Source organism: Streptomyces sp. UNOC14_S4 (assembly GCF_020740835.1).
Classification (GTDB): domain Bacteria; phylum Actinomycetota; class Actinomycetes; order Streptomycetales; family Streptomycetaceae; genus Streptomyces.
This window is the reverse complement of sequence record NZ_JAINFC010000054.1, coordinates 1-24,353: the sequence shown is the minus strand read 5'-3', so window position 1 is coordinate 24,353 and position 24,353 is coordinate 1. Positions and strand designations below refer to the sequence as shown.

Below are 24,353 nucleotides of genomic sequence, written 5' to 3'. Positions count from 1 at the left end.
GTGCCGTTCATCCTGGACGTACGCGACCCCGGCCTCTCCCGACGACTCGTCTGGCGCGAGACCGAGCCCCTGCGCCCCGGCCCCGGCGAGGTCGTGGTGGACGTACGGGCCGTCGCCCTCAACTACCGCGACCCGATGCGCGCCAACGGCCTCCTGCCGCCCGAGGCCGTCGAGGGCAGCCCGCTGAGCCGCGGACTGGGCACCGACGGCGCGGGCGTCGTCAGCGCGGTCGGGCAGGGCGTCACCGGCCTCGCGGTCGGCGACCGCGTCTGTGGGCTGATGCCCCCGGCACTGGCCTCGCAGACCGTCGCCCCCTGCTTCAGCCTGCTCCGCGTCCCCGACCGGATGAGCCTGGCCGGAGCCGCCACCCTGCCCGTCGCCTTCCTGACCGTCCATCACACCCTCGCCGAGCAGGCCCGCCCGCTGCCCGGCGAGACCGTCCTGGTGCACGGCGCGGCCGGGGCCGTCGGACACGCCGTCGTCCAGTGCGCCCGCGCCCTCGGGCTCCGCGTCATCGCCACCGCGGGCTCCGCGGTCAAACGGGACCTGCTGCGCACCCTCGGCGCCGACCACGTCCTGGACTCGCGCACCCTCGACTTCGCCCCGCGCGTCCGCGAGGCGACCGACGGCCAGGGCGTCGACATCGTCGTCAATTCCCTCAGCGGCGAAGCCATCGCCCACAGCCTCGATCTGCTCCGCCCCAACGGACGCTTCATCGAACTCGGCAAACGCGACATCTTCCTCAACAACCCGCTCCTGCTGCGCCCCTTCCACCGCAACCTCACCTTCCTCGGCTTCAACCTGGACAAGGTCGTCTACGACCCGGTCCGCGGTCCGCGGCTGCTGCGCGCCGTCGCCGAACGCCTGGCAGCCGGCGAGTACCGGCCGATCCCGTACACCGTCTATCCGGCGGCCCGGGTCGACGAGGCGTTCCGGCTGCTCCAGCACTCGCGGCACACGGGGAAGGTCGTCGTCTCCTTCGACCCGGCGGACGAACCGGTCCTCGCCGAACCGGTGCCCGCTACCCCGGAACTGGACCCCGACGGCACCTACCTGGTCACCGGGGGACTGGGCGGCTTCGGCGCCGCCACCGCCGAGTGGCTCGCCGACCGCGGAGCACGGCACCTGGCCCTCGTCGGCCGCCGCGGCGCCCGGGCACCGGAAGCGGCAGCCGTCCTGGAGCGGCTCACCGGCCGCGGCGTGCGCGTCACCGCCCACGCCGCGGATGTCACCGACGAACAGGCCGTACGCGAGGTGATCACGGCCGTCGACGCCACGGGCCACCCCTTGCGGGGCGTCGCCCACTGCACCATGCACCTCGACGACGCCCCGCTCGCCGACCTCACCGACGAGCGGTTCGCCGCGGTCCTCGCGCCCAAGGCGGCGGGAGCCGGGATCCTCGACCGGCTCACCGCCGACCGCGACCTGGACCTCTTCCTGCTGTACTCCTCCGTCAGCGCCCACACCGGCAACCCGGCGCAGGCCCCGTACGCCGCGGGCAACGCCTGCCTCGAAGCCCTGGCCAGGGCCCGTCGCCACGCGGGACGGACCGCCACCGCGATCGCCTGGGGCCCGATCGCCGGGACGGGCTACGTCGCCCGCAACGACCTCGGACCGGCCATGGCCGCGCTCGGCTTCGAACCCGTCACCCCGCCCGAGGCCTTCGCCGCCGCCGACCACCTCCTCGGCATGGGCACCGCCGCCGCGGGCATCGGCCGCTACCGCTGGTCCCGCGCCCGCCGCCTCCTCCCGTCCCTCGCCACCCCGCGCTACGCGCCCCTCGTCCCGGCGACCGCCGCCGAATCCGACGACACCCGCGAGGAACTGCTGCGCTCCCTCGCGTCCATGACCCCCGAGGACGCCGTCGACACCATCACCGCGACCCTGACCCGTATCCTCGCCACCGTCCTCCACACCGACCCGGCGGAAACCGACCCCGACCGCCGCCTCGAGGAATTCGGCATGGACTCCCTCATGGGCACCGAATTCCTCCTCCACGCCCGCGAGCACTTCGCCGTCCAGATCTCCCCGACGGAACTCACGAGCGGGCACACGCCGAGGCGGCTGGCGCGGCTGGTCCACGAACGGCTCGGTACGCATACGAGCGGGGACGGAACCGGGTGACCAGGATTCTTTCGGTCAAGACCCCTGACACAGCGGGCCGGTGGGGAGAGGAGCGGGCAGGGTGTCTCGTTCCTCCCGGGAGAATGTGTCATTTCCGATGACGTCGCAGAGTTTGCGGCGCCAGTCCCCGACCCTGAGCGGGAACGGCTGGATGTCTTCATCGTCGGCCGTGGTGAACAGGAGGGTGTGTCCGTCGCCGGAGAACCCGATGAGCTTTCTCCTGGTGTCGTAGATGGAGGTGCCGGCCTCCTCGCCGAGGTCCCAGGAGGCTTCGTACGCGTGCTCACCGATGCGGTAGATCCGCACCTTGTTCCCGTAGCTGTAGAGGTAACGCCCTTTGTCGTCGAGGAAGCCGCTGACACCCACGTCGTTCTTGTCCCCTTGCATTCCGGTGAGGGGCAGTGGGCCGAGCTCTTTGCGGGCCGGACGGAGACTCCACAGCTCCACGGTCGAGCCTTGCCGCAGGACGGCGGCGTAGCGGCCGCCGGGGTCGATCGTGACGGCCACGGTGTCCGGGCCGATGGCATGGCGCGCAGACACATGGCCGTTGCGGAGATCCACCACGGTGATGTCCGGGTTGCCGGGCCAGGCGATCACGACTTTGCTCGTGCCCGGGTACGCGGAGAAGGTGAAGTCGGACGGCCCGTTGCGCACCCCCCACGCGGATTCCTTCCCGAGCCCGAGAGGAGCGGCGTCGTAGCGCCCGAGTTCACGGCCGGTCAGGGGGTCCCACTGCTGGATCAGGGTGCCGGAGGAGGTGATGAGACTCCCGTCCCTGCCGAAGAGGAAGCGATGGACCAGACCGGCACGCTCGTCCACCGGTCTCTCGGGCAGCCTGATGAGACTCCGCTGCCGGAGCGAGGAGACGTCGCGGACGGCGATGGCGTCCTTGCCGACCTGGTCGGCCAGCAGGCCGCTCTCCTCATGGAGCCTGATGATCAACGCCGGTTCTGGACGGGAGCTCGACTTCCAGGCGGGAGCGGGGCGGTCGGCCTCCGCGATGACCTTGCCGGGCTCGTGGGTGTCCCTGATCTGGATCCGGGAACCCGATGCGACGATCGCTATTTCACGCTTTCCGTCACGTGTGGTGACCGCCTGGCTGACCGCACCGGGGTCGGACTCGGGGATGTCGATGTAGTTCAGCGAGGTGGCGTCGCTGCTCAGCAGCAGGGTTTTGCCGTTGCTCGTGATCAGCCGGTGAAGATCCGGGGAAGTGCGGTAGTTCCAGTGGAGCCGGGAGGCGATCCTGCCCCGTTTCATGTCGATCAGCTGCAGATCCATCGGTTTGAAGGCTGTCAGGAGTCCTTTGTCGTCCGTCGCGATATTTCCGCACATGATGCCGTCTTCGCTGCTGGTGTAGCGGCCCTGCTCGGTACCGTCGGACACCTTTATGCTGCTGATGGTGACCTGGTTGCCCTTCCTCCTGCAGGTCACCACGGCTGTCCCGTCCCCTGAAACGGTGCGGTAATCGACCCCGTCCACCACTTTTCTCGCGGATCCAGTGGGGAGTTCCACCAGGGCCACCCCTTCCGCGATGTCCACCGAGGAACTCCGAGTCGCCAGTGTGCCGATCAGCAGGCTGCGGTCGTCGGGGCCGAACCGGGGATCTCCCGTGGCGTCGCGCGGGGCGGGAACCTTCCCTTCGGCCCGCCCGGTGTCCGCGTTCCACAAGGTGATGGTGGACGGACTGTCGGATACGCTGGCTGCCACCAGGTGTCCGTCGTTCGAGAGGTCCGCGGTGAATCGTCCGACGGCGGGCCGTTGCAGGCCGGTCGGGAAGCGGTGCGGAGGGCCGAGGATCCTGCTGCCTGTCGCCTCGACGTCGAACCAGGTGATGGAGCCGTCGGAGAGCACCGCGCCCGCTCGCCTGCCGTCGCCCGACACCAGCGCGCGCTCGGCCAGGACCGGCGTGGTCGTCTGCTGACTGCGCACCGTGCCCGTGACGGCGTGCACGAAGACCGTCAGTCTCCCGGTAGGGGAGGTCGCCGCCACGACGTCGCCGTTCCGGCTGGCCCGGAAGGAACGTATGCCACCGGCGACTCCCGACAGGGTCCGGTGCAGCCCGGTGACGCCGAGGTAGTTGCGCAGCAGCGCGTTGCGTGCCTCCTGCGTCGGTGACGCGTCGTAGGCGGCCAGGGCCAGCTTGGCGGCCAGTACGGGATCGATCCGTTGTTGGTCGGCCGAATACTGGGCCAGGGAACGGGAAGTGGCGACGGCGTTCCGTTCCTTGGTCACCTGTCGCTGGTAGACGTAGAGGGAACCGAGGACCAGGGCGATCGCGAGAATGCCGATCAAGGATGTGGTGAGGCGCCGTTTACGGCGGGCCGTGGCCTGTCGGCGCTTTCGGCTGGCGGTGAGGAACGCGCCGATCTCCGTCGGCAGAGGCCGCTTGCGGGCCCAATCGGTGCCTTCCGCGAGGGCCGTTCCGTCGAGCAGGTCCGCGGGGAGGCCGCTGTCGCCGTGGCGTCGGTGCTGTTCCGCGGTCCGGTGCAGCCAGACCTGGAAGCGGTGGTCCTGGGCCACCCAGTCGCGGAGATCGCTCCAGTCGCGTATGAGCGCGTCGTGGATGAGCTCCGCCGTGGGCTCGCCGGGGGCTCCGTCGGGCCGTGTGGCCGTGCCGGTGGTGACGATGCGGTAGCGCGTCAGGGCGGCGAGCACGTCGTCGAAGTGCGACTCGGCCGCGGGGTGTTCCTCGTCGCCGCCTGCCGCCAGCGCGCGAAGACCGGTGAGGGGGACCTGCTGACGTGTGGCGGGGACGGCGCGGCTCTCGTCGGCGGGCCGTACCAGCGCGGTGAGCAGCCTCTGCGCCGTCGGGCGGTGCTCGGCGGGCAGTTGGGCGATGGCGGTGTTGCACCAGGTGGTCAGGCTGCCGGTGACTTCGCCGATCTGCTGGTAGGCGTGATGGGTGAGCCGCCCGTCCGAGCGGCGTTCCCACAGCTGGCTCAGCGCGAGTTCCAGGGGCGGGAGCAGCGTGATGGACGCCTGCCGGGCGGGGTGGGCGGCGAGGACGTCCGTGATGATGCGTTCCGGCAGGCCGTCCTCCAGGCGCAGACCCACTGTCTCGGCGGGACGGGTGATGATCTCCCGGAGTTCCGGGACGCTGAGCGTGGCGGGCACGTTGAGCAGCCCGGGCGCCGCGGATTCCAGCAGCTCCGGGGCCAGGGCGGCGAGTTGCGGGTAGAAGTCGTCCCGCATGACCAGGATCAGGGTGACCGGGGCGTGCGAGTCGACGACTTCCAGCAGTGCTTTCGCGGCGGCCACGCAGGCGTGGGGTGACCGGCCGTCCGCGGCGTCCGGCTGAGTGAGGAGCTCCTCGAACTGGTCGACGACCACGAGAAGACGCTCGTGACGCGGTTCGGCGGCGAGCCGGCGCTCCGCGGCGGGGAGGAGACCCTCCGTACCGGCTCCGGGAAGGCCCGCGCGTTCCAGTTCGGCCAGCACGTCCTGCCCCGGACGGGCCAGCACCGGCAGCCAACGGTCACTGCCCGGTATGCGGCCCGAGGCCAGGGCGGGCAGGAGACCGGCCTGGACGAGCGAGGACTTGCCGGCACCGGACGGGCCCAGCAGCAGGAGCAGCCGCCGCTGCCCGCCGAGGGCGCTCAGCAGGCTCTCCACCGCGGCGTCCCGGCCGTGGAAGCGGTCGGCGTGGTCCACGGTGAACGGTTCCAGGCCGCGATACGGCCGGACCTGCCGCTCGACGAGGTCCGGCCACGCCGTACGCAGGACCTGCGTGGGCGTCGCGTAGGCCAGGGACAGCCCCTTGAGGTGCTGGTCCGGCGCGGCGATGGAGGTGACCATGCCGATGACCAGCCCACTGGTCTCGTCGATGACCGGACCGCCGCTGAACCCCGTGGTCAGATCGTTGGCGTCGGCCAGTTGGAGCAGCGGTCCGGCGGCACTTCCGTTCGCCAGCAGATCACCGGCGGTCGCGTAGCCGAAGTGGCCGCCGGGCGGGGCCTGGGCCGGGAAGCCGAAGGCGCGGACCTTGTGGCCACGGCAGCCCTCGGCCGAACCGAGCCGCAGCGGCACGATGTCCGCCGGAGCGGTGTTCAGCCGGAGGACGGCCAGGTCCCCGGCGTCCGGCGCGTGCCACGGTCCGGCCAGCACCTCGGCCTCGACGTGCCCCGCGACCCCCCTGTACGGAAAGCCCAGCCACACCGTGTCACCGGGGCCGTAACCGGCGGCGACGACCACATGCGCGCAGGTGACGACGACATCCGCGTCGTCCGCGCCGACCAGGAAGCCGGCTCCCGCCACGCCGCCGTTCGAGTCGAAGACCTGGGCCACTGAGCGGGAGACCTCGGCAGGCGCCCGCATGGTGCTGTCCGTCAACGTACGCCCCCGCAGTAGTCCCAGGGTTCACCCTGGCACGGTTGTCAACTTCCGTATTCTGACACCTGGTACGGCGGGGACCGGGTGTCGGAATCCGGTCAATGCGCGGTGCTGCGGCGGAAGTTCGGCATGTTCTGGCCTGGGGCACCGGACAGTACGGTTGAAGGCGTCTGGACTGGTGACCGGTGGCCGGTCGAAAGGAGGACGGGGTGGATCATTTAGCACACCTGCGCACGGTGATCAGAGACCAGCAGGACAGCATCCGCGCGCACCTCGGGGACGAGCAGCGCGCTCTGCTCGACGCCGCTCTGCGACGTCTCGCCGACGCCGCCGGGGATTTCCCCGCGGCCATGCGAGCCATGCACGACATCCGGCTCGCCCTCGGCCCCCTTCCGGCCGGTCATCCCGTGTGGCAGGCGCTCAACGCTCTGCTGTCCTCCTACACCGACTCCGCGATGCCGAGGGGACCGGTGCCGGCGACGGGCGCCGTGCTGACCAGGCCATCGGAGGGCGAGCAGGGCACGGACTCGTCCTTGGACGGAGAGCTGGGGGACGAAAAAACACTGAACCTACGCCCTCCCCGGGCCCTCGGCCGGGCAGGCCCTCCTGTCCCGCCGACCGGAGTGTGGGCCGAAGAAAGGCTCACCGAGCCCATGGCCGTCCCGGAGCCCGACCCCGTGGCCGCCGCGATCGTGGCCACCGTGCAGCGCCGCTTGCTGAGGGCGCCCTCGCTCTCGGCCGAGGAAGCACGCGACCGCTGCGCGGGCGGCCCGCCTCCCCGTGAGCTGATCCGGCTCGACGACCCGGTGCGCGGTACGCGCTATCCGGCCTTTCAGTTCGCCCTCGGCCCCGGTGGCGCGCCCATTCCCGTGGTGCGGCAGGTGAATCGGACGCTCCTCGCGCACATCGACCCCTGGGGCGCCGCGGACTGGTGGCTCAGCGGCAACACCTGGCTCGGCGGGCCACCGGTGTCGTTTCTCGGGGTGCTGCCCGACGAGGCCCTGGCGGGTGTGGCCCGGGCTCTGGTGGACGGGGACTGATGACCGGGAACATCTCGCCCGCCGCCTACGCGATGCGGCCCAATCCCTACACCCTTCCCGCGGGCACCGCTTGGTGGCGCGTGCACAGCAGGGCCCGGCCGGCCGAGCAGTTCAACCCCGTCTCCGTCGACGCGCACTTCGGCGGGAACCGCTTCGACGGGACCTCCTACGACCCGTACCCGTATATCTACCTGGCCAGCGACCCGGCCACCGCCCTTGCCGAAACGCTCCTGCGCTCGCTGGACTTCGACACCGCGTCGGGCATGCGCCTCATCCCGTACGCCGCGGTCGCGAACAAGGCCCTCAGCATGGTGCGGACACGGTTCGACCAGCGGCTCATCTCCCTCATCAGCGAGGAGGACCTCGCGGCCGTCTGCCAGGACTCCTGGCTGCTGGAGACGGAGGGGGACGGCTACGCCAAGACGCGGCGCTGGGCCAGCGAGATGCGTGCCCAGGACCCCGGGGCCACAGGTCTCGTCTGGCAGTCCCGCAGACATCGGCCCCGCCTCGCCTCGGTGCTCTTCCGCGACCGCTGTGGCAAGGAACCCCTCGTCGGCGTCCCGGCGAACGAGTTCCGGGATCTCGGCTCCCCGACGGGCGTCGCCGCCGTCAACCGCCTCCTGGTACCACTGCGGGCCGCCGTCGTCACGCCCTGGCGATGACCGCCCCGCCCTTCGCCGTCCACGCGCCGCGGTGGGGCGGATCGCGCCCGGGGAACGACCGGTCCGCGACCGGCGGGTCCGGTTCACTGGAGTCACCGGCCCGCTCGGCGGGACGGACGCCGCTCGGGGCTCGCGGCGTCGGGCGGTGGTGGCCTGGAGCACGGGGGTCTCCAGGCCACCGCCCCCGTCTTCGCGTCGTCGGCCGGTGACGGCCGTCACCGGCCCGTGTGCCGGGCGATGAGATCCAGGAGCCGGTGCACCGCCGCGTCCGCGTCCGGGCGGTGGACGGCGGCGACCGTCGTGCGGAGGTACGGGGACGTCTCGCGGAGCGGGACGAAGGCGATGCCGGGGACGGGGAAGTGGCGCAGGTCCTCCGGGAGGATGCCGACGCAGAGGCCCGCGGCGATGTAGCCGAGGAGACCGCTGAGGTCGTCGGCCTCGACACGGCAGTGCGGGGTGAATCCCGCGTCCCGGCAGGCGAGTTGGGACTGGGCGGCGAGCCCCGGCAGGGTGGTGGAGCTGGGGAGGACGAAGGCGTCCTCGCGGAGGTCCCCCAGGGAGATCGCGTCGGCCCCGGCCAGCGGGTGCTCGTGGGGGAGGGCCGCCACGACCCGCTCGTCCGCGAAGGCGCGCAGCGTCAGCTCGTCCGTGACGGGGGAGGGGTCCCGTATGAACGCGAGGTCCAGGGTGCCGGAGCGGACCATGTCGACGAGCGTGGCCGTGGTGTCCTGATGCACGAGCACGCGCAGGCCGGGCAGCTCGTCGGCCGCGGTGCGCAGCAGCCGGGGCAGGTGGTGGTGGCTGAGGATGCTCACGTACCCCACGCGCACGTCGCCCTCCAGGCCGCGCGCGACGCGCCGTACGCGCTCGACGGCCGCGGACTGGGCGTCCAGGAGCCGCCGTGCCTCCCCGGCGAAGGCGGCGCCCGCGGGGGTGAGGCGGATGCCGCCCGGTCCGCGGTCGAGGAGGGTCACCTCCAGGCCGCGCTCCAGGCGCTGGATGGCCTGGCTGAGCGGCGGCTGGCTCATCGCCAGGCGCTCCGCGGCCCGGCCGAAGTGCTTCTCCTCGGCCAGGACCAGGAACTGTTCGAGCAGACGTCTCGTGAACTCCATATGGTCAACCATATCGAAATGGTCGGAAACATATATTGGACAGACATGGATGTCGTGGAGTGCACTGATCACAGGCGCTGAGCGGAGCACACGGCCCGCTCCCCGTCCTGCCAGACACAGGCGTCTTCCAAGGAAGCCATCCATGCACACGCACGACGTCGCCCGGCTTTTCACCACCCCGCTGGACGCACCCGCCTTCGCCCCCACCCGGTACCGGTTCACCGACCGCGAGTACCTCAACATCACCTACCGCACCGACCCCGAGGCCCTGCGCCGGGTCGTCCCCGAGCCGCTGACGGTGCCCGAGCCGCTGGTGCGGTTCGAGATCATGCGGATGCCCGACGTCACGGGGCTCGGCGACTACACGGAGGCGGGGCAGGTCGTCCCCGTCGCGTACGAGGGCGAGCGCGGCGAGTACAACCTCGCGATGTACCTCGACAGCGTCCCCGCCATCTCCAGCGGCCGGGAGCTGAGCGCCTACCCGAAGAAGGGCGGCTCGCCCCGGCTCTACGTCGACTCCGACACCCTCGTCGGCACCCTCGACTACGGCTCGCTGCGCGTGGCCACCGCGACCATGGGCTACAAGCACCACCCGATGGACCCGGCCGAGGCCCGCGCGGAGATCTGCGCGCCCACCTTCATGGTCAAGGTCGTGCCCGGCTACGACGGGCAGCCGCGCATCTGCGAGCTCGTCCGCACCCAGATCACCGACATCACGGTCAAGAGCGCCTTCCACGGCCCGGCCCGCCTGGAGCTGTTCGCCCACGCGCTGGCGCCGCTCGCGGACCTGCCGGTCCTGGAGGTCGTCTCCGCGAGCCACATCCTCACCGACCTCACCCTCAGCCCCGCCGAGGTCGTCCACGACTACCTCGCCCGATGAGCGGCCCTCTACGAACACGAAAGCGGTGCACATCATGAACGCAGACATCACCGAAGAGGCCATCGGCGAGATCACTGGTGAGGCCGCAGGCGGAGCCACCGGCGTGGGCCCGCACACCGCCTGTCGCCGCGCCGCCGTCATCGGCGCCGGAGTGATCGGCATCTCCTGGACCGGGCTGTTCCTCGCCCACGGCCTGGAGGTCGTCGTCAGCGACCCGCGCCCCGACGTACGGGACCAGGTCCTGGCCGGGCTGGAGGAGATCACCCCGGCCCTCGCGGAACTCGGCCTGCCCACCGAGAACCTGACCGCCCGGCTCCGCTTCGAGGCCGACCCGGCCACGGCCGTCGCGGACGCGGACGTCGTCCAGGAGAACGGGCCCGAGCGGCTGGACGTGAAGCAGCGGATCTGGCGGGCCGTCGAACAGGCCGCGCCCGCCCACGCCCTGCTGGCCACCTCGACGTCCGGCATCCCCGCCACCGCGATCGCCGAGGCGATGGAGCAGCCGGAGCGGCTGGTCGTGGGCCACCCGTTCAACCCGCCGCACCTCGTGCCGCTGGTGGAGGTCGTCCCCGGTGAGCGGACGTCCGCGCAGACCCTGCTGCGGGCCCGCGACTTCTACGCGTCCCTGGGCAAGAAGCCGCAGATCCTGCGCAAGGAGGTGCCGGGCTTCGTCGCCAACCGCCTGCAGTCCGCGCTCTTCCGCGAGTGCGTGCACCTGGTGGCCGAGGGCGTGGTCACCGAGGCCGAGCTCGACGCCATCGTCACCGACTCCATCGGCCTGCGCTGGGCGGTCGCGGGACCGTTCCGTACCTTCCACCTCGGTGGCGGCCCCGACGGCCTGCCGCACTTCCTGGCGCACCTCGGCCGCGCCATGGAGGCGGCCTGGCCGGGCCTGGGCAGCCCCTCCTTCGACGAGTCCACCGTCGCCCTGCTGACCGAGCAGGCGCGGGAGGCCTTCGCCGACGGACCGGTCGGCGAACTCGCCGCCCGCCGCGACCGCGCCCAGATCGCCCTGATGCGCGCCCTCGCCCCGGCCTCCGCGACCTCCGCGGCACACGCGTGAACGACATGAACGACCGGAAAGGCAGCATCATGCTCACCGACAGGATCAAGGCCGCGCTCGACAAGCCGGTCACCGGCGAGGCCGCGGACGACTTCGACATCCACGCCGCCCTGGACGACGTCCTCGACGGCGTCGGGATGAGCGGGCGGGACGCGGGCGGCACGGTCACCTTCACCGGCGCGGACCCCGTCGTCCCCTCGACGCTGCGGCTCGCCGCCGCCCCCGCCCTCGGCCTGACCGCCAAGTCCGTCGCGCTGGCCAAGCTGTGGCAGCACCGCGGCGGCCGCGGCCAGGACATCGGCATGGACCTGCGCAAGGCGCCGCACCGGCTCTGCCCGTTCTACGACGGCAAGTGGGAGACCCTCAACGGCTATCCGACCGTCGCCCCCGACGACCCCTTCGCGCTGTCCTTCTACCGCGCGGGCGACGGCCGCTGGGTCATGCCGCTGAACGTCTACCCGGCGCTGAAGTCCCGCACCCTCAAGCTGCTGGGCGTGCCCGACGACGCCCTGGCGATCTCCAATGCCATCGCCGGCTGGGACGCCGCCGACCTGGAGCGGGCGGGCGCGGACGCCGGAGTCGTGATGCCGATGCTGCGCGGCACGCGGGAGTTCCTCGACACCCGCCAGTACCGCGACGTGCTCGCCGACATGCCCCTGATAGAGATCGAGAAGATCGGCGACAGCGACCCCGAGCCGCTGCCGCCGGGTGCCACGCAGCCGCTGGACGGCGTGCGCGCCCTGGGGCTCGGCCACGTCATCGCCGGCGCGGCCATCGGCCGCACCATGGCCCAGCACGGCGCCGACGCCCTCAACATCTGGCGTCCGGGCCAGTTCGAGAACGACATCCTCTACAACACCGCCCAGGTGGGCGTGCGTTCTGCCACCCTCGACTACGCCCGCGACCCGGAGGCCGCCGCCGTCCTGCGCGGGCTGCTGCGCGGTACCGACGTCTTCTACGCCAACCACCGCGCGGGTTACCTGGAGCGGATGGGCCTGACCGCGCAGGAGGCCGCCGCGATCCGGCCCGGCATCGTCCACGCCACGGTCAGCCTGCACGGTCAGCGCGGCCCGTGGGCCAACCGTGTCGGCTTCGACCAGACCGCGGGCTGTGTGGCCGGCATGATGAACCTGGAGGGCACCGACGACAACCCGCAGCTGCCCCCGATCAAGGTCGTCAACGACTACCTGGTGCCCTGGCTCGCCACGACCGGCATCGTCGCCGCCCTGCTGCGCCGGGCCACCGAAGGCGGCAGTTACCGCGTCCACGTCTCCCTGACCCGGGTGGCCCTGTGGATCCTGAGCCTGGGCGTCCTGGACAAGGACTACGCCCGCGAGGTCGCCGGGACCGGTGAACGGCACGCGTACCTCGACCCGGACACCTTCACCGCCGACACGCCGTGCGGCCGCTACCAGGGTGTGACCGACCAGGTCGTCATGTCCGAGACCCCCGGCGCGTTCCGCACCGTCCTCGTACCGCGCGGCTCGGGCCGTCCCGAGTGGCTGGCGCGGACCGCCTGACCGTCTGACCGACAGCTTGGCGGTGTGGCCCCGGACACACCGCCAAGCTTGATCTTTTTAGGTTAGCCTTACCTTATTCGTTCCCGGTTGTGGCGCCTGCCGGTATGTCAGAGATGAATGAGGAGAAGGAAGATGGCAACGAGAACGTTGCGGAAGGCGCTGGTCGCCATGGCGACGGCCGCCGTGATGACCACGACGGTGCTGACGACCACGGCCGCCGCGGACGCGGGCGCCTCCCACCCCGGGCACCCCGCCACCCAGGAGGCGCTGGAGGCCCACGTCCGCACCGGTATCCCCGGTGTGCTGGGGCAGGTGCGGGACGCCGACGGGACGTGGAACGGCTCCGCGGGAGTCGCGGACCGCGACACCGGACGCAAGCGGCTCCCCGAGGACCGATTCCGCGCCGGCAGCATCACCAAGGCGTTCACCTCGGTGGTCCTTCTCCAACTGGAGGCCGAGGGCAAGCTGCGTCTCGACGACAGCATCGAACGCCTCTTGCCCGGCGTGGTCCACGGCAACGGCAACGACGGGCGCGGGATCACGCTCCGTCAGCTGCTCAACCACACCAGCGGCCTGTACGAGTACCTCGACGACGACTTCTTCAAGCGGATAGGCACCACCGACTGGCCCGAGCACCGTTACGACACCTTCAAGCCCGCCGACCTCGTCGCCACGGCCGTCGCCCACCCGCCGAAGTTCAGGCCCGGCACGGACTGGAGCTACTCCAACACCAATTACGTTCTCGCCGGCATGGTCATCGAGAAGGTGACCGGCGCGTCGTACGAGAGTGAGGTGGAGCGACGCATCGTGCGCCCGCTCGGCATGCGCGCCACCTCCCTGCCGGGCACCTCGTCGCAGATCCCCGGCCCGCACGGCCGCGCATACAGCGATCTCGGCGGCGGTCCGGGCGCGAAGATCTGGGACACCACCGAGCTCAACTCCTCCTGGATCTGGTCGGCAGGCGAGATCATCTCTACCGTGGGCGACCTCAACCGCTTCTACGGCGCGCTGCTGGGCGGTGAGTTGCTCCCCAAGAAGCAGCAGCAGGAACTCCTGACCGCGGTGCCGGCGAAGGAGGCCGGGGAAGGCGAGGCCTACGGGCTCGGTCTCTTCAGGACCACCCTGCCGTGCGGCGGGTACATCTGGGAGCACGGCGGCAGCGTCAACGGTTCCCTCTCCGTGGCCGCCTCCTCGCCCGACGGCCGCCACACCGCGGTGTTCAACGCCAACGGCGACTGGGGGGACGCCGACCTGGAGACCGTGGTCAAGGCCGAGTTCTGCGCTGCGAAGCAGCCGGTGCGGCGCTGATCCCGGAGTCTGATCCCGGGGAGCGGGCCCGTTCCCGGGCCCGCTCCTGGAGTTGTGTGCGTTACGCCCGCTCGGCCCGCAGCGCGGCGATCAGCCACTCCACGGCCGGGCCCATCGTCGGGGCGGGCCAGCCGTTGATCACGGAGAGGAGCCGCCAGTAGCGCTCGTACCCGGTCCACAGCGTAGGCGCCCACCCGGTACAGGTTCCGTCCCCGGCGCCTCAGCCGTCGAGCAGGGCGCGCTCCCACAGCGCTTCCCGCCGCTCGATGTACTCGGCGTCATCGCGCCAGATGCCACCGTGACCCTGTGCCCAGAGGGCCGACCAGGGCTGATCGCCCCGGCCGGCGCGGTCGCGCAGGAAGTCGTGCATGGCGCGCGTACGCCGCCCCAGCAGGGGGACGAGTGTGCGGCGTCCGGCCTCGTCGAGCCCGTAGGCGTCGGCGAAGACCCGCAGCCGGCCGACGGCGTCGGCGCGTCGGAGACCCGGCCGCGCGGACAGGGGGAGGAACCCGTGCACGGCGTAGGCGACGTCCCACAGACGGGTGCCGGGGGCGGCCGTGTCCCAGTCGATGAAGGTCCACCGGTCCCCGTCGTCGGCCACGAGGTTCCACGGCGCGAGGTCGTGATGGGCGATGATTTCGTTCTCTTCGCCCGGCCCTCCGGCCTGTTCGCCGACAGGGACGAGGACCTGCCAGCGGGCGTCGGCGGGCGGGACGAAGCCCTGTACGGCGTCGTGGAAGTCCCTGATCAGGCGCGCGACGCGGGCCAGCCGCCGGTCCGGCTCCAGCAGGGAGAACCGGTCCGGCCACACCACGTGGCCCGGGGCGAACGTGAGGACCTCTCGGCCCCGGTCGTCGAGGCCGAGGGGACGGGGAGCCGCCTCGAACCCCACCTCGTGGAGGTGCGTGAGCAGGGCGTGCACCGAGGGCGTCCACGGCCCGGCGGGGCGGCGGACCGTGTTCCCGACGCGGACGACACCGGCGCTGACATTGCCGCCGGACAGGGGCTGCTCTTCTTCGTCACGTTGCACAGCCGACAGTCTGCCGACCGGCCCGGCCGGGATCACCTCTATTACCCGGCGGCAGCCCGGCGGCGACGTGGCGGCACAGCCCGGCGGCAGTCCCGCGGCAGTCCCGCGGTCACGTGCCGTCGGGCTCCCGGCGCCCGGTCCGGCGGCGGACCTGGTCCTCCTGGGCGAGCCGCCGCAGCAGCTCCAGCACGGGGGAGGAGAGGGCGAGGACGATGACCGCCTGTTCGGCCAGGGCCACCGTGTCGTCGAAGGCGGCCGCGCGCTCCAGGTCCAGGCGGGCGACGGAATTGGCCAGCTCCGCGTACGCGGCGAGCTCCCCCGGCGCGTATCCCGCGTCGACCCGTCTGAGCTCCTTCAGCGCCGTGGCCAGCCCCTGGACGTGCGGGGACGAGGCGGGCGTCCACCAGTCCATCGCCTCGATCAGCTCCGCCACCTCCGCTTCCGCCTCCGCGGCCGCGTCGGCCTCGGCCTCCCCGTCCGCGTCACCGGCCGGGGACGCCGCGACGGGCACGGGCAGGGCGTAACTGATCGCGCCGAGGGCACCGTCGGAGCTCTCGGCCCGGTCGACCGCCGTCAGCACGTCGCGGGTGGTGGCGATGGACAGCCCGCCCAGGGTGGTCAGCGCCTTGATCAGCCGCAGGCGCTGCACATGCCGCTCCCCGTACTCGGCCAGCGTCGCGGCCGTCGCCTTCCCGGCGGGCAGCAGGCCCTCCCGCCGGAAGTACTTGATGCTGGCGACCGGCACGCCGGTCGCGCGGCTGAGCTCCGAGATCTTCATGCGGCTTCCTCGCTCAGGCGGCTTTCCCGCCGGTGGTGCTGCCGGGTGTCGTCCCGGTGGTGCTGCGTGCTGCTGGGCGTCGTCCGCGGTCGGCGATTGGACACCCCTGCAAGATACTGCCACTATCTAGTTCTGGATACCTTAGCTATCTAGTTACTCGATGTCATCGCACGGGAGCGATCATGTCTTCCCCCAAGCCTTCCTCCGCGCTGCGCAGCCCGCAGCTGTGGATCGGCACCGGCCTCATCGTCGCGGTCGTCGCCACGCTGTTCTCCCTGCTCTACATGGGCGGCAACGTCAACCCCAAGGGCCATCTGCGCGACCTGCCCATCGCGCTCGTCAACAGCGACGAGGGAGGCCAGACGGGCGGCAAGCGCCTCAACCTCGGTGACCAGGTCGTCTCGGGGATCGAGAAGTCCGCCGAGGGCAACCGCAGCATCGACTGGCAGGTCCTCAGCAAGCAGGAGGCCGACAAGCGGCTCGGCCAGGGCAAGCTCTTCGGCGCGCTCGTCGTGCCGCCGGACTTCACCGCTTCGGTGGCGGGGCTCTCCGCTCCGCAGCAGAAGCAGCCCGCCCGGCCGAAGCTGACCGTACTGACCAACCAGTCCGCGGGCAGCATCGGTTCCTCCATGGCGAGTCAGGCGACGCAGAAGGCCGCCCACGGCGCCTCCGCCCAGCTCGGCAAGCAGCTCCTCGGCCAGGCGAACAGCCAGGGCGCCAAGCTCGCCCCGGCCGCCCAGCTGATGCTCGCCGACCCCGTGACCGTGGAGGTCGCCGACGGGCACCCGCTCGGCACGCACAGCGCCATGGGCCTGAGCGCCTTCTACTACGCGCTGATCCTGGTCGTCTGCGGCATGCTCGGCGCCAACGCCGTGCACTCCCAGGTCGACACCGCGCTCGGCTACCTGCACGCCGACTTCGGGCCCATCCGCCGGCGCAAGCCCCTCCAGCACACCAGCCGGGTGCGCACGCTGGCCGTCGGCACCGTCCTCATGCTCGGCCTCTCCGTGGTCATGGGGTCCCTCGTCGAGCTCGCCACGGTCGGCATCCTCGGCATGGACGCCGGCCACCTCGGCCTCCTGTGGCTCTACTCTGTGGTCGCCATCGCCGCCGTCGGCGTGAGCGCCCTGGCGCTGCTGGCCGCCTTCGGCGTCCCCGGCATGCTCCTCTCCGCCATCGTCTTCGTCGCCATGGCCGTCCCCTCCTCGGGCGCGACCGTGCCGCTGCAGGCGCTGCCCGACTTCTTCCGTACGCTCGCGGAGTTCGAGCCGCTCCGACAGCTCACCGGAGGCATGCGCTCCATCCTCTACTACGACGCCCAGGCCGACGCGGGTCTGACCCGCGCCTGGGTCTCCATGGGCATCGCCCTGGCAGCCGGCCTGCTCTTCGGCTTCGCCGCCACGCGGATCTACGACCGCAAGGGCCTGCACCGCATCCCGCGCCCCACCGGGGCCGCGGAACCGGCCGCCGACGCGGAACCGGCACCCGCGAGCGCCTGACGGACGCTCACACCACGCGAAACGGCCGTGGCCCCTCCGCACCCGACACTCGGGTCCGGAGGGGCCACGGCCGTCTTGTGTCACGTCCTTGCGTCACGTCCTTGCGTCATGTCCGGGCTGGCCGGATGCGGGCTTGTCCCCGGTCCGGCGGGCCTGATGAGGTGACCGTCGTGTCGGTGGACAACTCTCCCGGCTCCGGCGGCGGCCGGAGCATGGTCACGCTGGACGACTACCGCGCGGCGGCGCGCCCCTTGGTCGAGCCGTCGGCGTGGGACTTCATCGACGGCGGCAGCGGCGACGAGACGACCCTGCGCGAGAACCTCACCGGCTACCGCCGCTACCGGCTGCGTCCGCGCGTCCTCGTCGACGTCTCCCGCTGCGACACGCGCACCACGCTGCTCGGTTCCCCCGTCGCGCTGCCCGTCGCGGTCGCGCCGACGGCCTTCCACGGCCTGGTCACGCCCGAGGGCGAACCGGCCTGCGCCCGTGCCGCCGGGGAGGCGGGCGCGCTGATGGTGGTCAGTACGTTCGCCACCACGCGGCTCGAGGACATCGCGCGCGTGGCGCAGGGGCCGCTGTGGCTCCAGCTCTACGTCTTCCGGGACCGCGCCACGAGCGAGGACCTGGTCAGGAGGGCCGAAGCGGCCGGCTACCGGGCGCTCGTCGTCACCGTGGACGCTCCCGTCCAGGCGCGCCGGGTGCGGGACCTGCGCAACGGCTTCGCCCTGCCCCCGGGACTGGCACCGGCGAATTTCCCCGAGCAGCTCGCCGACGGCTGCCCGGCCGAGCTGTCCCAACAGGTGGCCCGGCGCATCGACCCGGCCTTCACCTGGGACGATCTGGCCTGGCTGCGGTCGCTGACCCGGCTCCCGATCGTCCTGAAGGGGGTGCTGGCGGCCGAGGACGCGGCGCGCGCGGCGGAGCTCGGCGTGGCCGCGATCGTGGTCTCCAACCATGGCGGCCGCCAGCTGGACGGCTCGGTCACCGCCCTCGACGCGCTCCCCGAGGTCGTCTCCGCCGTCGCCGGGCGCTGCGAGGTCCTGGTCGACGGAGGCATCCGCCGTGGCTCGGATGTGCTGGTCGCCCTGGCCCTCGGTGCCCGGGCGGTGCTGGTGGGGCGGCCCGTGCTGTGGGGGCTGGCCGTCTCGGGAGCCGACGGCGCGCGCGACGTGCTGTCGATCCTGGCCGCGGAACTGGAGGCGGCCATGGCTCTCTCGGGTCGCCCCGACCTCGCGTCGGTGGACGCGAGCCTGCTGCACCCGCGCACCGCGTGACCGGTCTCCCGCTCCTCCTCCCGCTGCTCTTTCCCGTTCTTTCCCGGTTTTCCCGTCGAGGCGTCCCGCCTGCTCTCCTGGGACGCCTCGACTAAAAGTGGATCCCACTTGCCTAAAGCTTTTAGGTATATGCATAATCAATTCAGCTGAACGGGAGGAAGCCATGGCACGTGCGGGACTGACCACGGAACGTCTGGTCCGGGCGGGAGCGGAGCTCGCCGACGAGGTCGGGTTCGACGCCGTGACCCCCTCCGCGCTCGCCCGGCGCTTCGACGTCAAGGTCGCGAGCCTGTACTCGCACCTGAAGAACTCCCAGGACCTCAGGACCCGGATCGCCCTGCTCGCCCTGGAGGAGCTCGCCGACCGGGCCGCGGACGCCCTGGCCGGGCGGGCGGGCAAGGACGCCCTGACCGCCTTCGCGAACGTCTACCGCGACTACGCCCGTGAGCACCCCGGCCGCTACGCCGCGACCCGGTTCAGGCTCGACCCGGAGACGGCGGCCGCCAGCGCGGGCGGCAGACACGCGCGGATGATGCGGGCGATCCTGCGCGGCTACGACCTGGCGGAACCGGAACAGACCCACGCGATCCGGCTGCTGGGCAGCGTCTTCCACGGCTACGTCAGCCTGGAGGCGGCGGGGGGATTCAGCCACAGCGCCCCCGACTCGCAGGAGTCCTGGGCGCGGGCCCTGGACGCCCTCGACGCCCTGCTGCGCAACTGGCCCGCACCCTGACCACCGGCAGGCTGAGACACCCACAGCCCGCCGACGAGCTGACACACCGACAGGCCGAGACCATGCACACCACGCCCATCGACTGGATCACCACCCCCATCACCCCGGACCTCCTGCGCGGCGCCCTCGACCTGGAGCGGACCGCCCACGGCGTGCTGCCGCACCGGCTCCCCGCCCGGGCCCGTTCCCAGAACACCGACCCGCAGCTCGCGATGGCGGAATCCCAGCCCTCCGGCGTGCGCCTCGTCTTCCGCACCCGGGCCACCGCCGTCGAGCTGGACACGCTGCCCACCAAACGCGTCTACATCGGTGCCCCGCCCCGCCCCGACGGCGTGTATGAACTGCTCGTCGACGGCCGTCCGGCAGGCCGGGGGAGCGCGACCGGCGGCAACACCCTGACCATCGACCTGGCCACCGGGTCCGCCACTCGGCAGTCGGGCCCGGTCGGCACCCTGCGCTTCGCCGGCCTGTCCGACGACGCCAAGGACGTCGAGATCTGGCTGCCGTACAACGAGACCACCGAACTCGTCGCCCTGCGCACCGATGCCCCCGTCGAGCCCGTACCCGACCAGGGCCGCGCCGTGTGGCTGCACCACGGCAGTTCCATCAGCCACGGCTCCGACGCCGCCGGTCCCACCAGCACGTGGCCGGCGCTCGCCGCCTCCCTCGGCGGCGTGGAACTGATCAACCTGGGTCTGGCCGGGAGCGCCCTGCTCGACCCGTTCACCGCCCGCGCCCTGCGGGACACCCCCGCCGACCTGATCAGCGTCAAGATGGGCATCAACCTCGTCAACGTCGATCTGATGCGCCTGCGTGCCTTCGCCCCGGCCGTCCACGGTTTCCTCGACACCGTCCGCGACGGTCACCCCACCACGCCGCTGCTGGTCGTGTCGCCCGTCCTGTGCCCCATCCACGAGGACACACCCGGGCCCAGCGCCCCGGACCTCACCGCGCTGAGCGCCGGACAGCTGCGGTTCCGGGCCACGGGCGATCCCGCGGAGCGCGCGAGCGGGAAGCTGACCCTGGGCGTCATCCGGGACGAGCTCGCCCGGATCGTGGAGCAGCGGGCGGCCGAGGACCCGAACCTGTACTACCTCGACGGTCGCGAGCTCTACGGCGAGGCGGACTCCGCCGAACTGCCGCTGCCCGACCGGCTCCACCCGGACGCCGCCACCCACCGCCGCATGGGCGAACGCTTCGCCAAGCTGGCCTTCACCGCCGACGGCCCCTTCGCGGACCGCAGCGCCTGACACACCCGCGGCGTGTCACGGACGTCTACGCCCGCCACCTCTGCTGAAGCCGCCCGGCTCCAGGGCACGTTCAGGGCAGGCGGGGCTCCCCGTCAGGACGTCCGCCTGCCCGTCGCGCGGTGACCGCGACCGTCGCGTACCGCATCGTGAAGCTGCCGCCCATCGCGTCGATGGCCGCCCCGACGGCCTGGAGTATCTGCTCCAGCTTGTCCGGCGGGAACCGTGTGAGAGGGCCCTGGGTGGGCAGTTGGTCCAGCCACGCGTCCCGGGTGTACGAGCACTCCCAGTCGAAGCGCCACTCCTGCGGATCGCCGAACCCGCCCGCCTCCCGCATCCCGTCGGCGGCCTTGGCGAGCATGGGCCGGTAGTAGCTCTTCTCCGCACTCTGCCGCGCCGCTGCCCGGAGATCGAACGGTGAGTCAGGCACCAGATGCTGATAGATCGTCACGAACGCCTCCGTCACCTCGGGCGGGGGCTGGTGGACGTTCCAGAAGAGCGCCAGCAGGCCGCCGGGCCGGAGCACTCGCGCGGCCTTGGCCGCTCCCGCCACCGGGTCGATCCAGTGCCAGGCCTGACCGGCGACGACCGCGTCGAATTCCCGGCCGGCCGGATCCCACGTCTCGAACGTCGCCACGTCGACCTCGACCCCGAACCGCCGTGCCATATCGGCCATGCGCGCGTCGGGCTCGACACCGAGCACGCGGCGGCCCTTTGCCCGGAGCTGCCGGGCGGCGATGCCGGTGCCGCACCCGACGTCGAGGACGTCGGGGCCGGGGCTGTTCGCGGTGATCCGCTCCAGCAGGCCTTCGGGATATCGGGGCCGGGCACGGTCGTAGCGTTCGGCATCGGTGCCGAACGACTCGGCCACGTCCCGGTGTTGATGGGGGCTCTTCTCGGGCGGGCGTACCCGTCGCGGAGGTAAAGTGGGCATGCGCCCACTGTGGTGGGCGCATGCCCACTCGTCAATGGGGCGGAGAGGGCGAGGGAGGGGAGACGAACGGTGCCGACAGGGGTGGCCCTCCACGACGTGCGCGAGTTGCTGTTCGACGCCGCTGAGCGCGTCCTGCTCCGGGACGGGCCGAACGCGCTCACCAGCAGGGCCGTCACGGCGGAGGCGGGCTGCGCCAAGGGCGTCCTGCACCGGCACTTCGCCGACTTCGACGCCTTCCTCGCCGAGCTCGTACGGGACCGCATCGCCCGGATCGCCGACCGGGCCACCGTCCTCCGGGACACAGCCGGGACCGGCACCGTCACCGACCGTCTCACCGGCGCCCTGACGGACCTGCTCGACTCGATCGCCGTGGCGGTCGTCGGCCTCGTCATCTCCCGGGACGCCCTGCGCGCCCGGCTGCGCGACGTCGTGCCGACGGGCATCCCCCTCCTGACGGAAGCCACGGAGGCGATCGCCTCCTACCTCGCCGCCGAGCGCACTGGGCCGCATCAGCGCCGACGCCGACGTCGGCACGCTCGCCCCCACGCTGGTGGGGGCGGCACACCTGCTGTTCGCCGACCGGGAGAGCGCCCCGCCGGAGGCGAGCGCCGTCCGCAAGGTCGTGGCCGCGGTCGTCGCGGGCGTCGTACGACACCCGTCGCCGTGATGCCTGCGGGGTGTCAGTGGCCCAGTGGGTTCGCGGCGACGCGTTCGGCGATCCCCGCGCGGACCGCCGAGGCCGCCGAGCTGTCCGGCTTGCGCGCGGCCTGGTCCCTGAAGCAGGAGGCGAACTCGTCCGCGAGTCCCAGACGCGGATAGCGCTCCAGGACCTCGGCACGCAGACGCTCGGGCAGCGAGTCCACGCGCCGCCCCGAGATGTCCAGCGACGTGGAGTACTCCAGCAGATGGCCCTCCGGGTCCTCGGACGCGTCCACGCTGCTCCACATATGGCGGACGATCACCTCCGAGACGCGCTCGCGCCGCTCCTCCGGCCACCCGGCGGCGGCCCCGAAGACCCACGCCACATGGCCGCCCGCCTCCTCGAAGGGCACGGTGTGGCTGTCGAACGCCGGCACCAGGCCGATGTCGTGCAGCAGGGAGGCGACGTAGAGCAACTCCGCGTCGAAGGCCATGCCGTTCGCCGTCGCATGGGCCGCGGCCCACAGGTAGGAGCGGACCGAATGGTTCAGAAGAGCGGGCGAGCAGTAGGCGCCCGCCACTTCCAGGGCAGCGGTGCACGCGGCGGAGTCCGGCACAACAAGATCATCAAGTCTCATGGCCTGATTCTCACCCACGAACGTATGCTCGTGACTCCCGGCCCGGGGCCCGGGCCCCGGGCCGGGAGAGCTGCACCGTCAGCACCGCGTCCATTGCGCCACCGTGGCCGTCGTCAGCTCGGTGGCCAGCACACTGTTGTGCAGGGGCAGCAGGCGGTGCGCCTTGCACCGCTGTGTCGGCAGCAGCGCGTACTCCTCCCCGATGATCCGTGTCCACGACGAGTCGAACCGCACCCGGATGATGAGGTCCTGCGCGGTGTCGGAGACGATCGACGAGCCCAGGAGCCACAGACCGGGTTCCCGCCCGTGCGCCGAGCCCGGGGGATCGAAGGCCAGGTGGAGCAGGCCCGCCGACCGCCCTTGCGGGGCGCCCAGCCGGTGCCAGGCGATCTGTCCGTTCTCGTCGATCCGGCCGAACGCGCCGGTGCCCGCCTGCGCCGTGCCGAGCAGCACCACCCAGACCCCACCGGCCCCGCTGATCAGCCCGACCGGCGTACTGCCCCGGTCCGCCGGGATCGGCATCTGCGCCGTGCGTCCGCTCACCGGGTCGATCCGGAGCACGGAACTCGCGCCGTCCTGGCTGACGTAGAACTCCCCGCTCACCGGGTGCTGCGCGGCGAAAATGGGGTGGGACTCGGCCTGGAAGAGCCGATAGCGCTCCGGGCGCGTGTGGTCCAGGGCCAGGACCTGATCGCTCCCCTTGAGCGTCACCCACAGCATGTCACCGTACTCACTGACGTAGTGCGGCCCTTGGCCACCTCCCGGAACGGCGATCTCCCGCTCGACGCGCGGCGTGGCATCGAGCGCGTCCGCCACGGGATCCACCAGCAGCAGCCGGTTCCCGCCCTCGTGCGTGGCCCAGATCCTCCCGGGGATACGCGAGGAGACCGCCAGCCCGTGCAGCATCGAGTCCGCCGCGCCCAGCGCGAACGCCTCGACGCCGGTCACCTGCTCCGTGTCGGGGTCCAGGGCCAGCTTCACCAGACGGCTGTTGGACATCTGGGACACCAGAGCCATCGGCCTGTCCGGCAACTTGACGATCTCGTGCGTCTCCGCGGCGGGCGGCAACGCGTGCTCCACCACCGACCGTCGGCACGGCGCCCCCTCCCCATGCCCGGCCGCTGTGCTCGCCGGCCCTCCGAACAGTGCCCCGGCGGCGGTCAGACCGCCCAGCGCGAGCAGCCGACGATGAAAAGTACGGCGGTCCAACAGCTCCCCCTGATGCGCGCGTGGCTTCGTGATGACAGGTTCATGGAAGCGGCATTTCGTGACAATCGGACTGTGAATCCGGGTGGTTCACCTGTGTGGGTGAAGATTGCTCTTTTGTCGGACCGATTCCATGCCGAAGGGGACGGGCGTCCGGAGATGGCTCGGCGTGCCTGACGGCGGCCGGGCGAGTCTAGGATCCCTGATCATGTTGCGTCCTGAAAGCTGGTCCAGGCTTACGGGTGGGAGTCCCGTGCGGGTAGACACCGGAGTGCCCGGTAGCAGGTCCCGGTTCGTCGTGGAGACGCGGCGGGCTGAGCGGGATGTCAAGAGC

18 protein-coding genes and 1 pseudogene are annotated in these 24,353 nt (G+C 71.9%); 12 read left to right on the top strand and 7 right to left on the bottom strand.

The genetic code is table 11. From position 1 onward, the window contains the following. Nucleotides 1-2,124 (top strand): type I polyketide synthase (locus tag K6I34_RS07615; protein WP_229323496.1); only part of this gene is annotated, 2,124 nt, incomplete at its 5' end. A gap of 15 nt (nt 2,125-2,139) precedes the next feature. Here the strand turns inward: K6I34_RS07615 and K6I34_RS07610 are convergent. After that, on the bottom strand, nt 2,140-6,456 hold the full coding sequence (locus K6I34_RS07610) for a trypsin-like peptidase domain-containing protein (protein WP_229323494.1): 4,317 nt from the start codon (nt 6,454-6,456) through the stop codon (nt 2,140-2,142). A gap of 209 nt (nt 6,457-6,665) precedes the next feature. Here K6I34_RS07610 and K6I34_RS07605 point away from each other — a divergent pair, with 209 nt between their 5' ends. Together K6I34_RS07605 and K6I34_RS07600 are read left to right on the top strand one after the other, a co-directional pair. Beyond that, nucleotides 6,666-7,496 carry a hypothetical protein gene (locus K6I34_RS07605; RefSeq protein WP_229323492.1) on the top strand — a complete coding sequence of 277 codons (831 nt, stop codon included), beginning with the start codon at nt 6,666-6,668 and terminating at the stop codon, nt 7,494-7,496. Beyond that, on the top strand, nt 7,496-8,158 hold the full coding sequence (locus tag K6I34_RS07600) for an RES family NAD+ phosphorylase (RefSeq protein WP_229323490.1): 663 nt from the start codon (nt 7,496-7,498) through the stop codon (nt 8,156-8,158). The genes K6I34_RS07605 and K6I34_RS07600 overlap by 1 nt, the downstream gene beginning before the upstream one ends. A 215-nt stretch (nt 8,159-8,373) precedes the next feature. Here the strand turns inward: K6I34_RS07600 and K6I34_RS07595 are convergent, their stop codons facing one another. Continuing rightward, nucleotides 8,374-9,270, bottom strand: coding sequence for a LysR substrate-binding domain-containing protein (locus K6I34_RS07595; protein WP_229323488.1), 897 nt, complete (start codon nt 9,268-9,270; stop codon nt 8,374-8,376). Between the two features lie 142 nt (nt 9,271-9,412). Here K6I34_RS07595 and K6I34_RS07590 point away from each other — a divergent pair, with 142 nt between their 5' ends. From K6I34_RS07590 to K6I34_RS07575, 4 genes are all read left to right on the top strand, one after another. Continuing rightward, nucleotides 9,413-10,150: an acetoacetate decarboxylase gene (locus K6I34_RS07590; protein WP_229323487.1), complete on the top strand. Its 738-nt coding sequence runs from the start codon at nt 9,413-9,415 to the stop codon at nt 10,148-10,150. Between the two features lie 34 nt (nt 10,151-10,184). Then, a complete protein-coding gene (locus K6I34_RS07585) occupies nt 10,185-11,213 on the top strand; it encodes a 3-hydroxyacyl-CoA dehydrogenase family protein (RefSeq protein ID WP_229323485.1) in 1,029 nt (342 codons plus the stop codon). Between the two features lie 5 nt (nt 11,214-11,218). Continuing rightward, entirely contained in the window at nt 11,219-12,733 is a 1,515-nt protein-coding gene (locus tag K6I34_RS07580) for a CoA transferase (protein WP_229323483.1), read from the top strand. Nucleotides 12,734-12,865: 132 nt separating this feature from the next. After that, a complete protein-coding gene (locus K6I34_RS07575) occupies nt 12,866-14,041 on the top strand; it encodes a serine hydrolase (RefSeq protein ID WP_229323481.1) in 1,176 nt (391 codons plus the stop codon). 220 nt (nt 14,042-14,261) lie between these two features. Here K6I34_RS07575 and K6I34_RS07570 read toward each other — a convergent pair whose 3' ends face one another. Together K6I34_RS07570 and K6I34_RS07565 are read right to left on the bottom strand one after the other, a co-directional pair. Beyond that, nucleotides 14,262-15,071 (bottom strand): phosphotransferase, encoded by an 810-nt coding sequence (locus tag K6I34_RS07570; protein ID WP_229323479.1) that lies wholly within the window; start codon nt 15,069-15,071, stop codon nt 14,262-14,264. Between the two features lie 109 nt (nt 15,072-15,180). Next, nucleotides 15,181-15,849: a MerR family transcriptional regulator gene (locus K6I34_RS07565; protein ID WP_229323477.1), complete on the bottom strand. Its 669-nt coding sequence runs from the start codon at nt 15,847-15,849 to the stop codon at nt 15,181-15,183. Between the two features lie 182 nt (nt 15,850-16,031). On the opposite strand from K6I34_RS07565, the gene K6I34_RS07560 reads away from it, so the two are divergent. The 4 genes from K6I34_RS07560 (at nt 16,032) to K6I34_RS07545 (ending at nt 20,605) form a co-directional block, all read left to right on the top strand. After that, complete coding sequence (locus K6I34_RS07560) at nt 16,032-17,348, top strand: YhgE/Pip domain-containing protein (protein ID WP_229323475.1); 1,317 nt, start codon at nt 16,032-16,034, stop codon at nt 17,346-17,348. A gap of 170 nt (nt 17,349-17,518) precedes the next feature. Continuing rightward, complete coding sequence (locus K6I34_RS07555; protein WP_229323473.1) at nt 17,519-18,622, top strand: alpha-hydroxy acid oxidase; 1,104 nt, start codon at nt 17,519-17,521, stop codon at nt 18,620-18,622. A gap of 163 nt (nt 18,623-18,785) precedes the next feature. Then, nucleotides 18,786-19,355, top strand: a complete 570-nt coding sequence (locus K6I34_RS07550; protein ID WP_229323472.1) for a TetR/AcrR family transcriptional regulator — start codon at nt 18,786-18,788, stop codon at nt 19,353-19,355. Nucleotides 19,356-19,417: 62 nt separating this feature from the next. Next, nucleotides 19,418-20,605: a GDSL-type esterase/lipase family protein gene (locus K6I34_RS07545; protein WP_229323470.1), complete on the top strand. Its 1,188-nt coding sequence runs from the start codon at nt 19,418-19,420 to the stop codon at nt 20,603-20,605. Nucleotides 20,606-20,675: 70 nt separating this feature from the next. Here K6I34_RS07545 and K6I34_RS07540 read toward each other — a convergent pair whose 3' ends face one another. Next, nucleotides 20,676-21,536, bottom strand: a complete 861-nt coding sequence (locus K6I34_RS07540; RefSeq protein ID WP_229323468.1) for a class I SAM-dependent methyltransferase — start codon at nt 21,534-21,536, stop codon at nt 20,676-20,678. A gap of 69 nt (nt 21,537-21,605) precedes the next feature. On the opposite strand from K6I34_RS07540, the pseudogene K6I34_RS07535 reads away from it, so the two are divergent. Beyond that, nucleotides 21,606-22,203 (top strand): annotated as a pseudogene (locus tag K6I34_RS07535) (TetR/AcrR family transcriptional regulator). A gap of 13 nt (nt 22,204-22,216) precedes the next feature. On the opposite strand, the gene K6I34_RS07530 reads toward K6I34_RS07535, so the two are convergent. Together K6I34_RS07530 and K6I34_RS07525 are read right to left on the bottom strand one after the other, a co-directional pair. Beyond that, a complete protein-coding gene (locus K6I34_RS07530; RefSeq protein WP_229323466.1) occupies nt 22,217-22,813 on the bottom strand; it encodes an HD domain-containing protein in 597 nt (198 codons plus the stop codon). A 78-nt stretch (nt 22,814-22,891) separates the two neighbouring features. Beyond that, a complete protein-coding gene (locus K6I34_RS07525; protein ID WP_229323465.1) occupies nt 22,892-24,022 on the bottom strand; it encodes a hypothetical protein in 1,131 nt (376 codons plus the stop codon). Nucleotides 24,023-24,353: the final 331 nt, after the last annotated feature.

Excerpts from the sequence above, each read along its gene's own strand:
- K6I34_RS07600 (WP_229323490.1), top strand. The coding sequence starts at position 7,496 with ATGACCGGGAACATCTCGCCCGCCGCCTACGCGATGCGGCCCAATCCC.
- K6I34_RS07595 (WP_229323488.1), bottom strand. The coding sequence starts at position 9,270 with ATGGAGTTCACGAGACGTCTGCTCGAACAGTTCCTGGTCCTGGCCGAG.
- K6I34_RS07590 (WP_229323487.1), top strand. The coding sequence starts at position 9,413 with ATGCACACGCACGACGTCGCCCGGCTTTTCACCACCCCGCTGGACGCA.
- K6I34_RS07585 (WP_229323485.1), top strand. The coding sequence starts at position 10,185 with ATGAACGCAGACATCACCGAAGAGGCCATCGGCGAGATCACTGGTGAG.
- K6I34_RS07580 (WP_229323483.1), top strand. The coding sequence starts at position 11,219 with ATGAACGACCGGAAAGGCAGCATCATGCTCACCGACAGGATCAAGGCC.
- K6I34_RS07575 (WP_229323481.1), top strand. The coding sequence starts at position 12,866 with ATGGCAACGAGAACGTTGCGGAAGGCGCTGGTCGCCATGGCGACGGCC.
- K6I34_RS07565 (WP_229323477.1), bottom strand. The coding sequence starts at position 15,849 with ATGAAGATCTCGGAGCTCAGCCGCGCGACCGGCGTGCCGGTCGCCAGC.
- K6I34_RS07560 (WP_229323475.1), top strand. The coding sequence starts at position 16,032 with ATGTCTTCCCCCAAGCCTTCCTCCGCGCTGCGCAGCCCGCAGCTGTGG.
- K6I34_RS07550 (WP_229323472.1), top strand. The coding sequence starts at position 18,786 with ATGGCACGTGCGGGACTGACCACGGAACGTCTGGTCCGGGCGGGAGCG.
- K6I34_RS07545 (WP_229323470.1), top strand. The coding sequence starts at position 19,418 with ATGCACACCACGCCCATCGACTGGATCACCACCCCCATCACCCCGGAC.
- K6I34_RS07540 (WP_229323468.1), bottom strand. The coding sequence starts at position 21,536 with ATGCCCACTTTACCTCCGCGACGGGTACGCCCGCCCGAGAAGAGCCCC.
- K6I34_RS07530 (WP_229323466.1), bottom strand. The coding sequence starts at position 22,813 with ATGAGACTTGATGATCTTGTTGTGCCGGACTCCGCCGCGTGCACCGCT.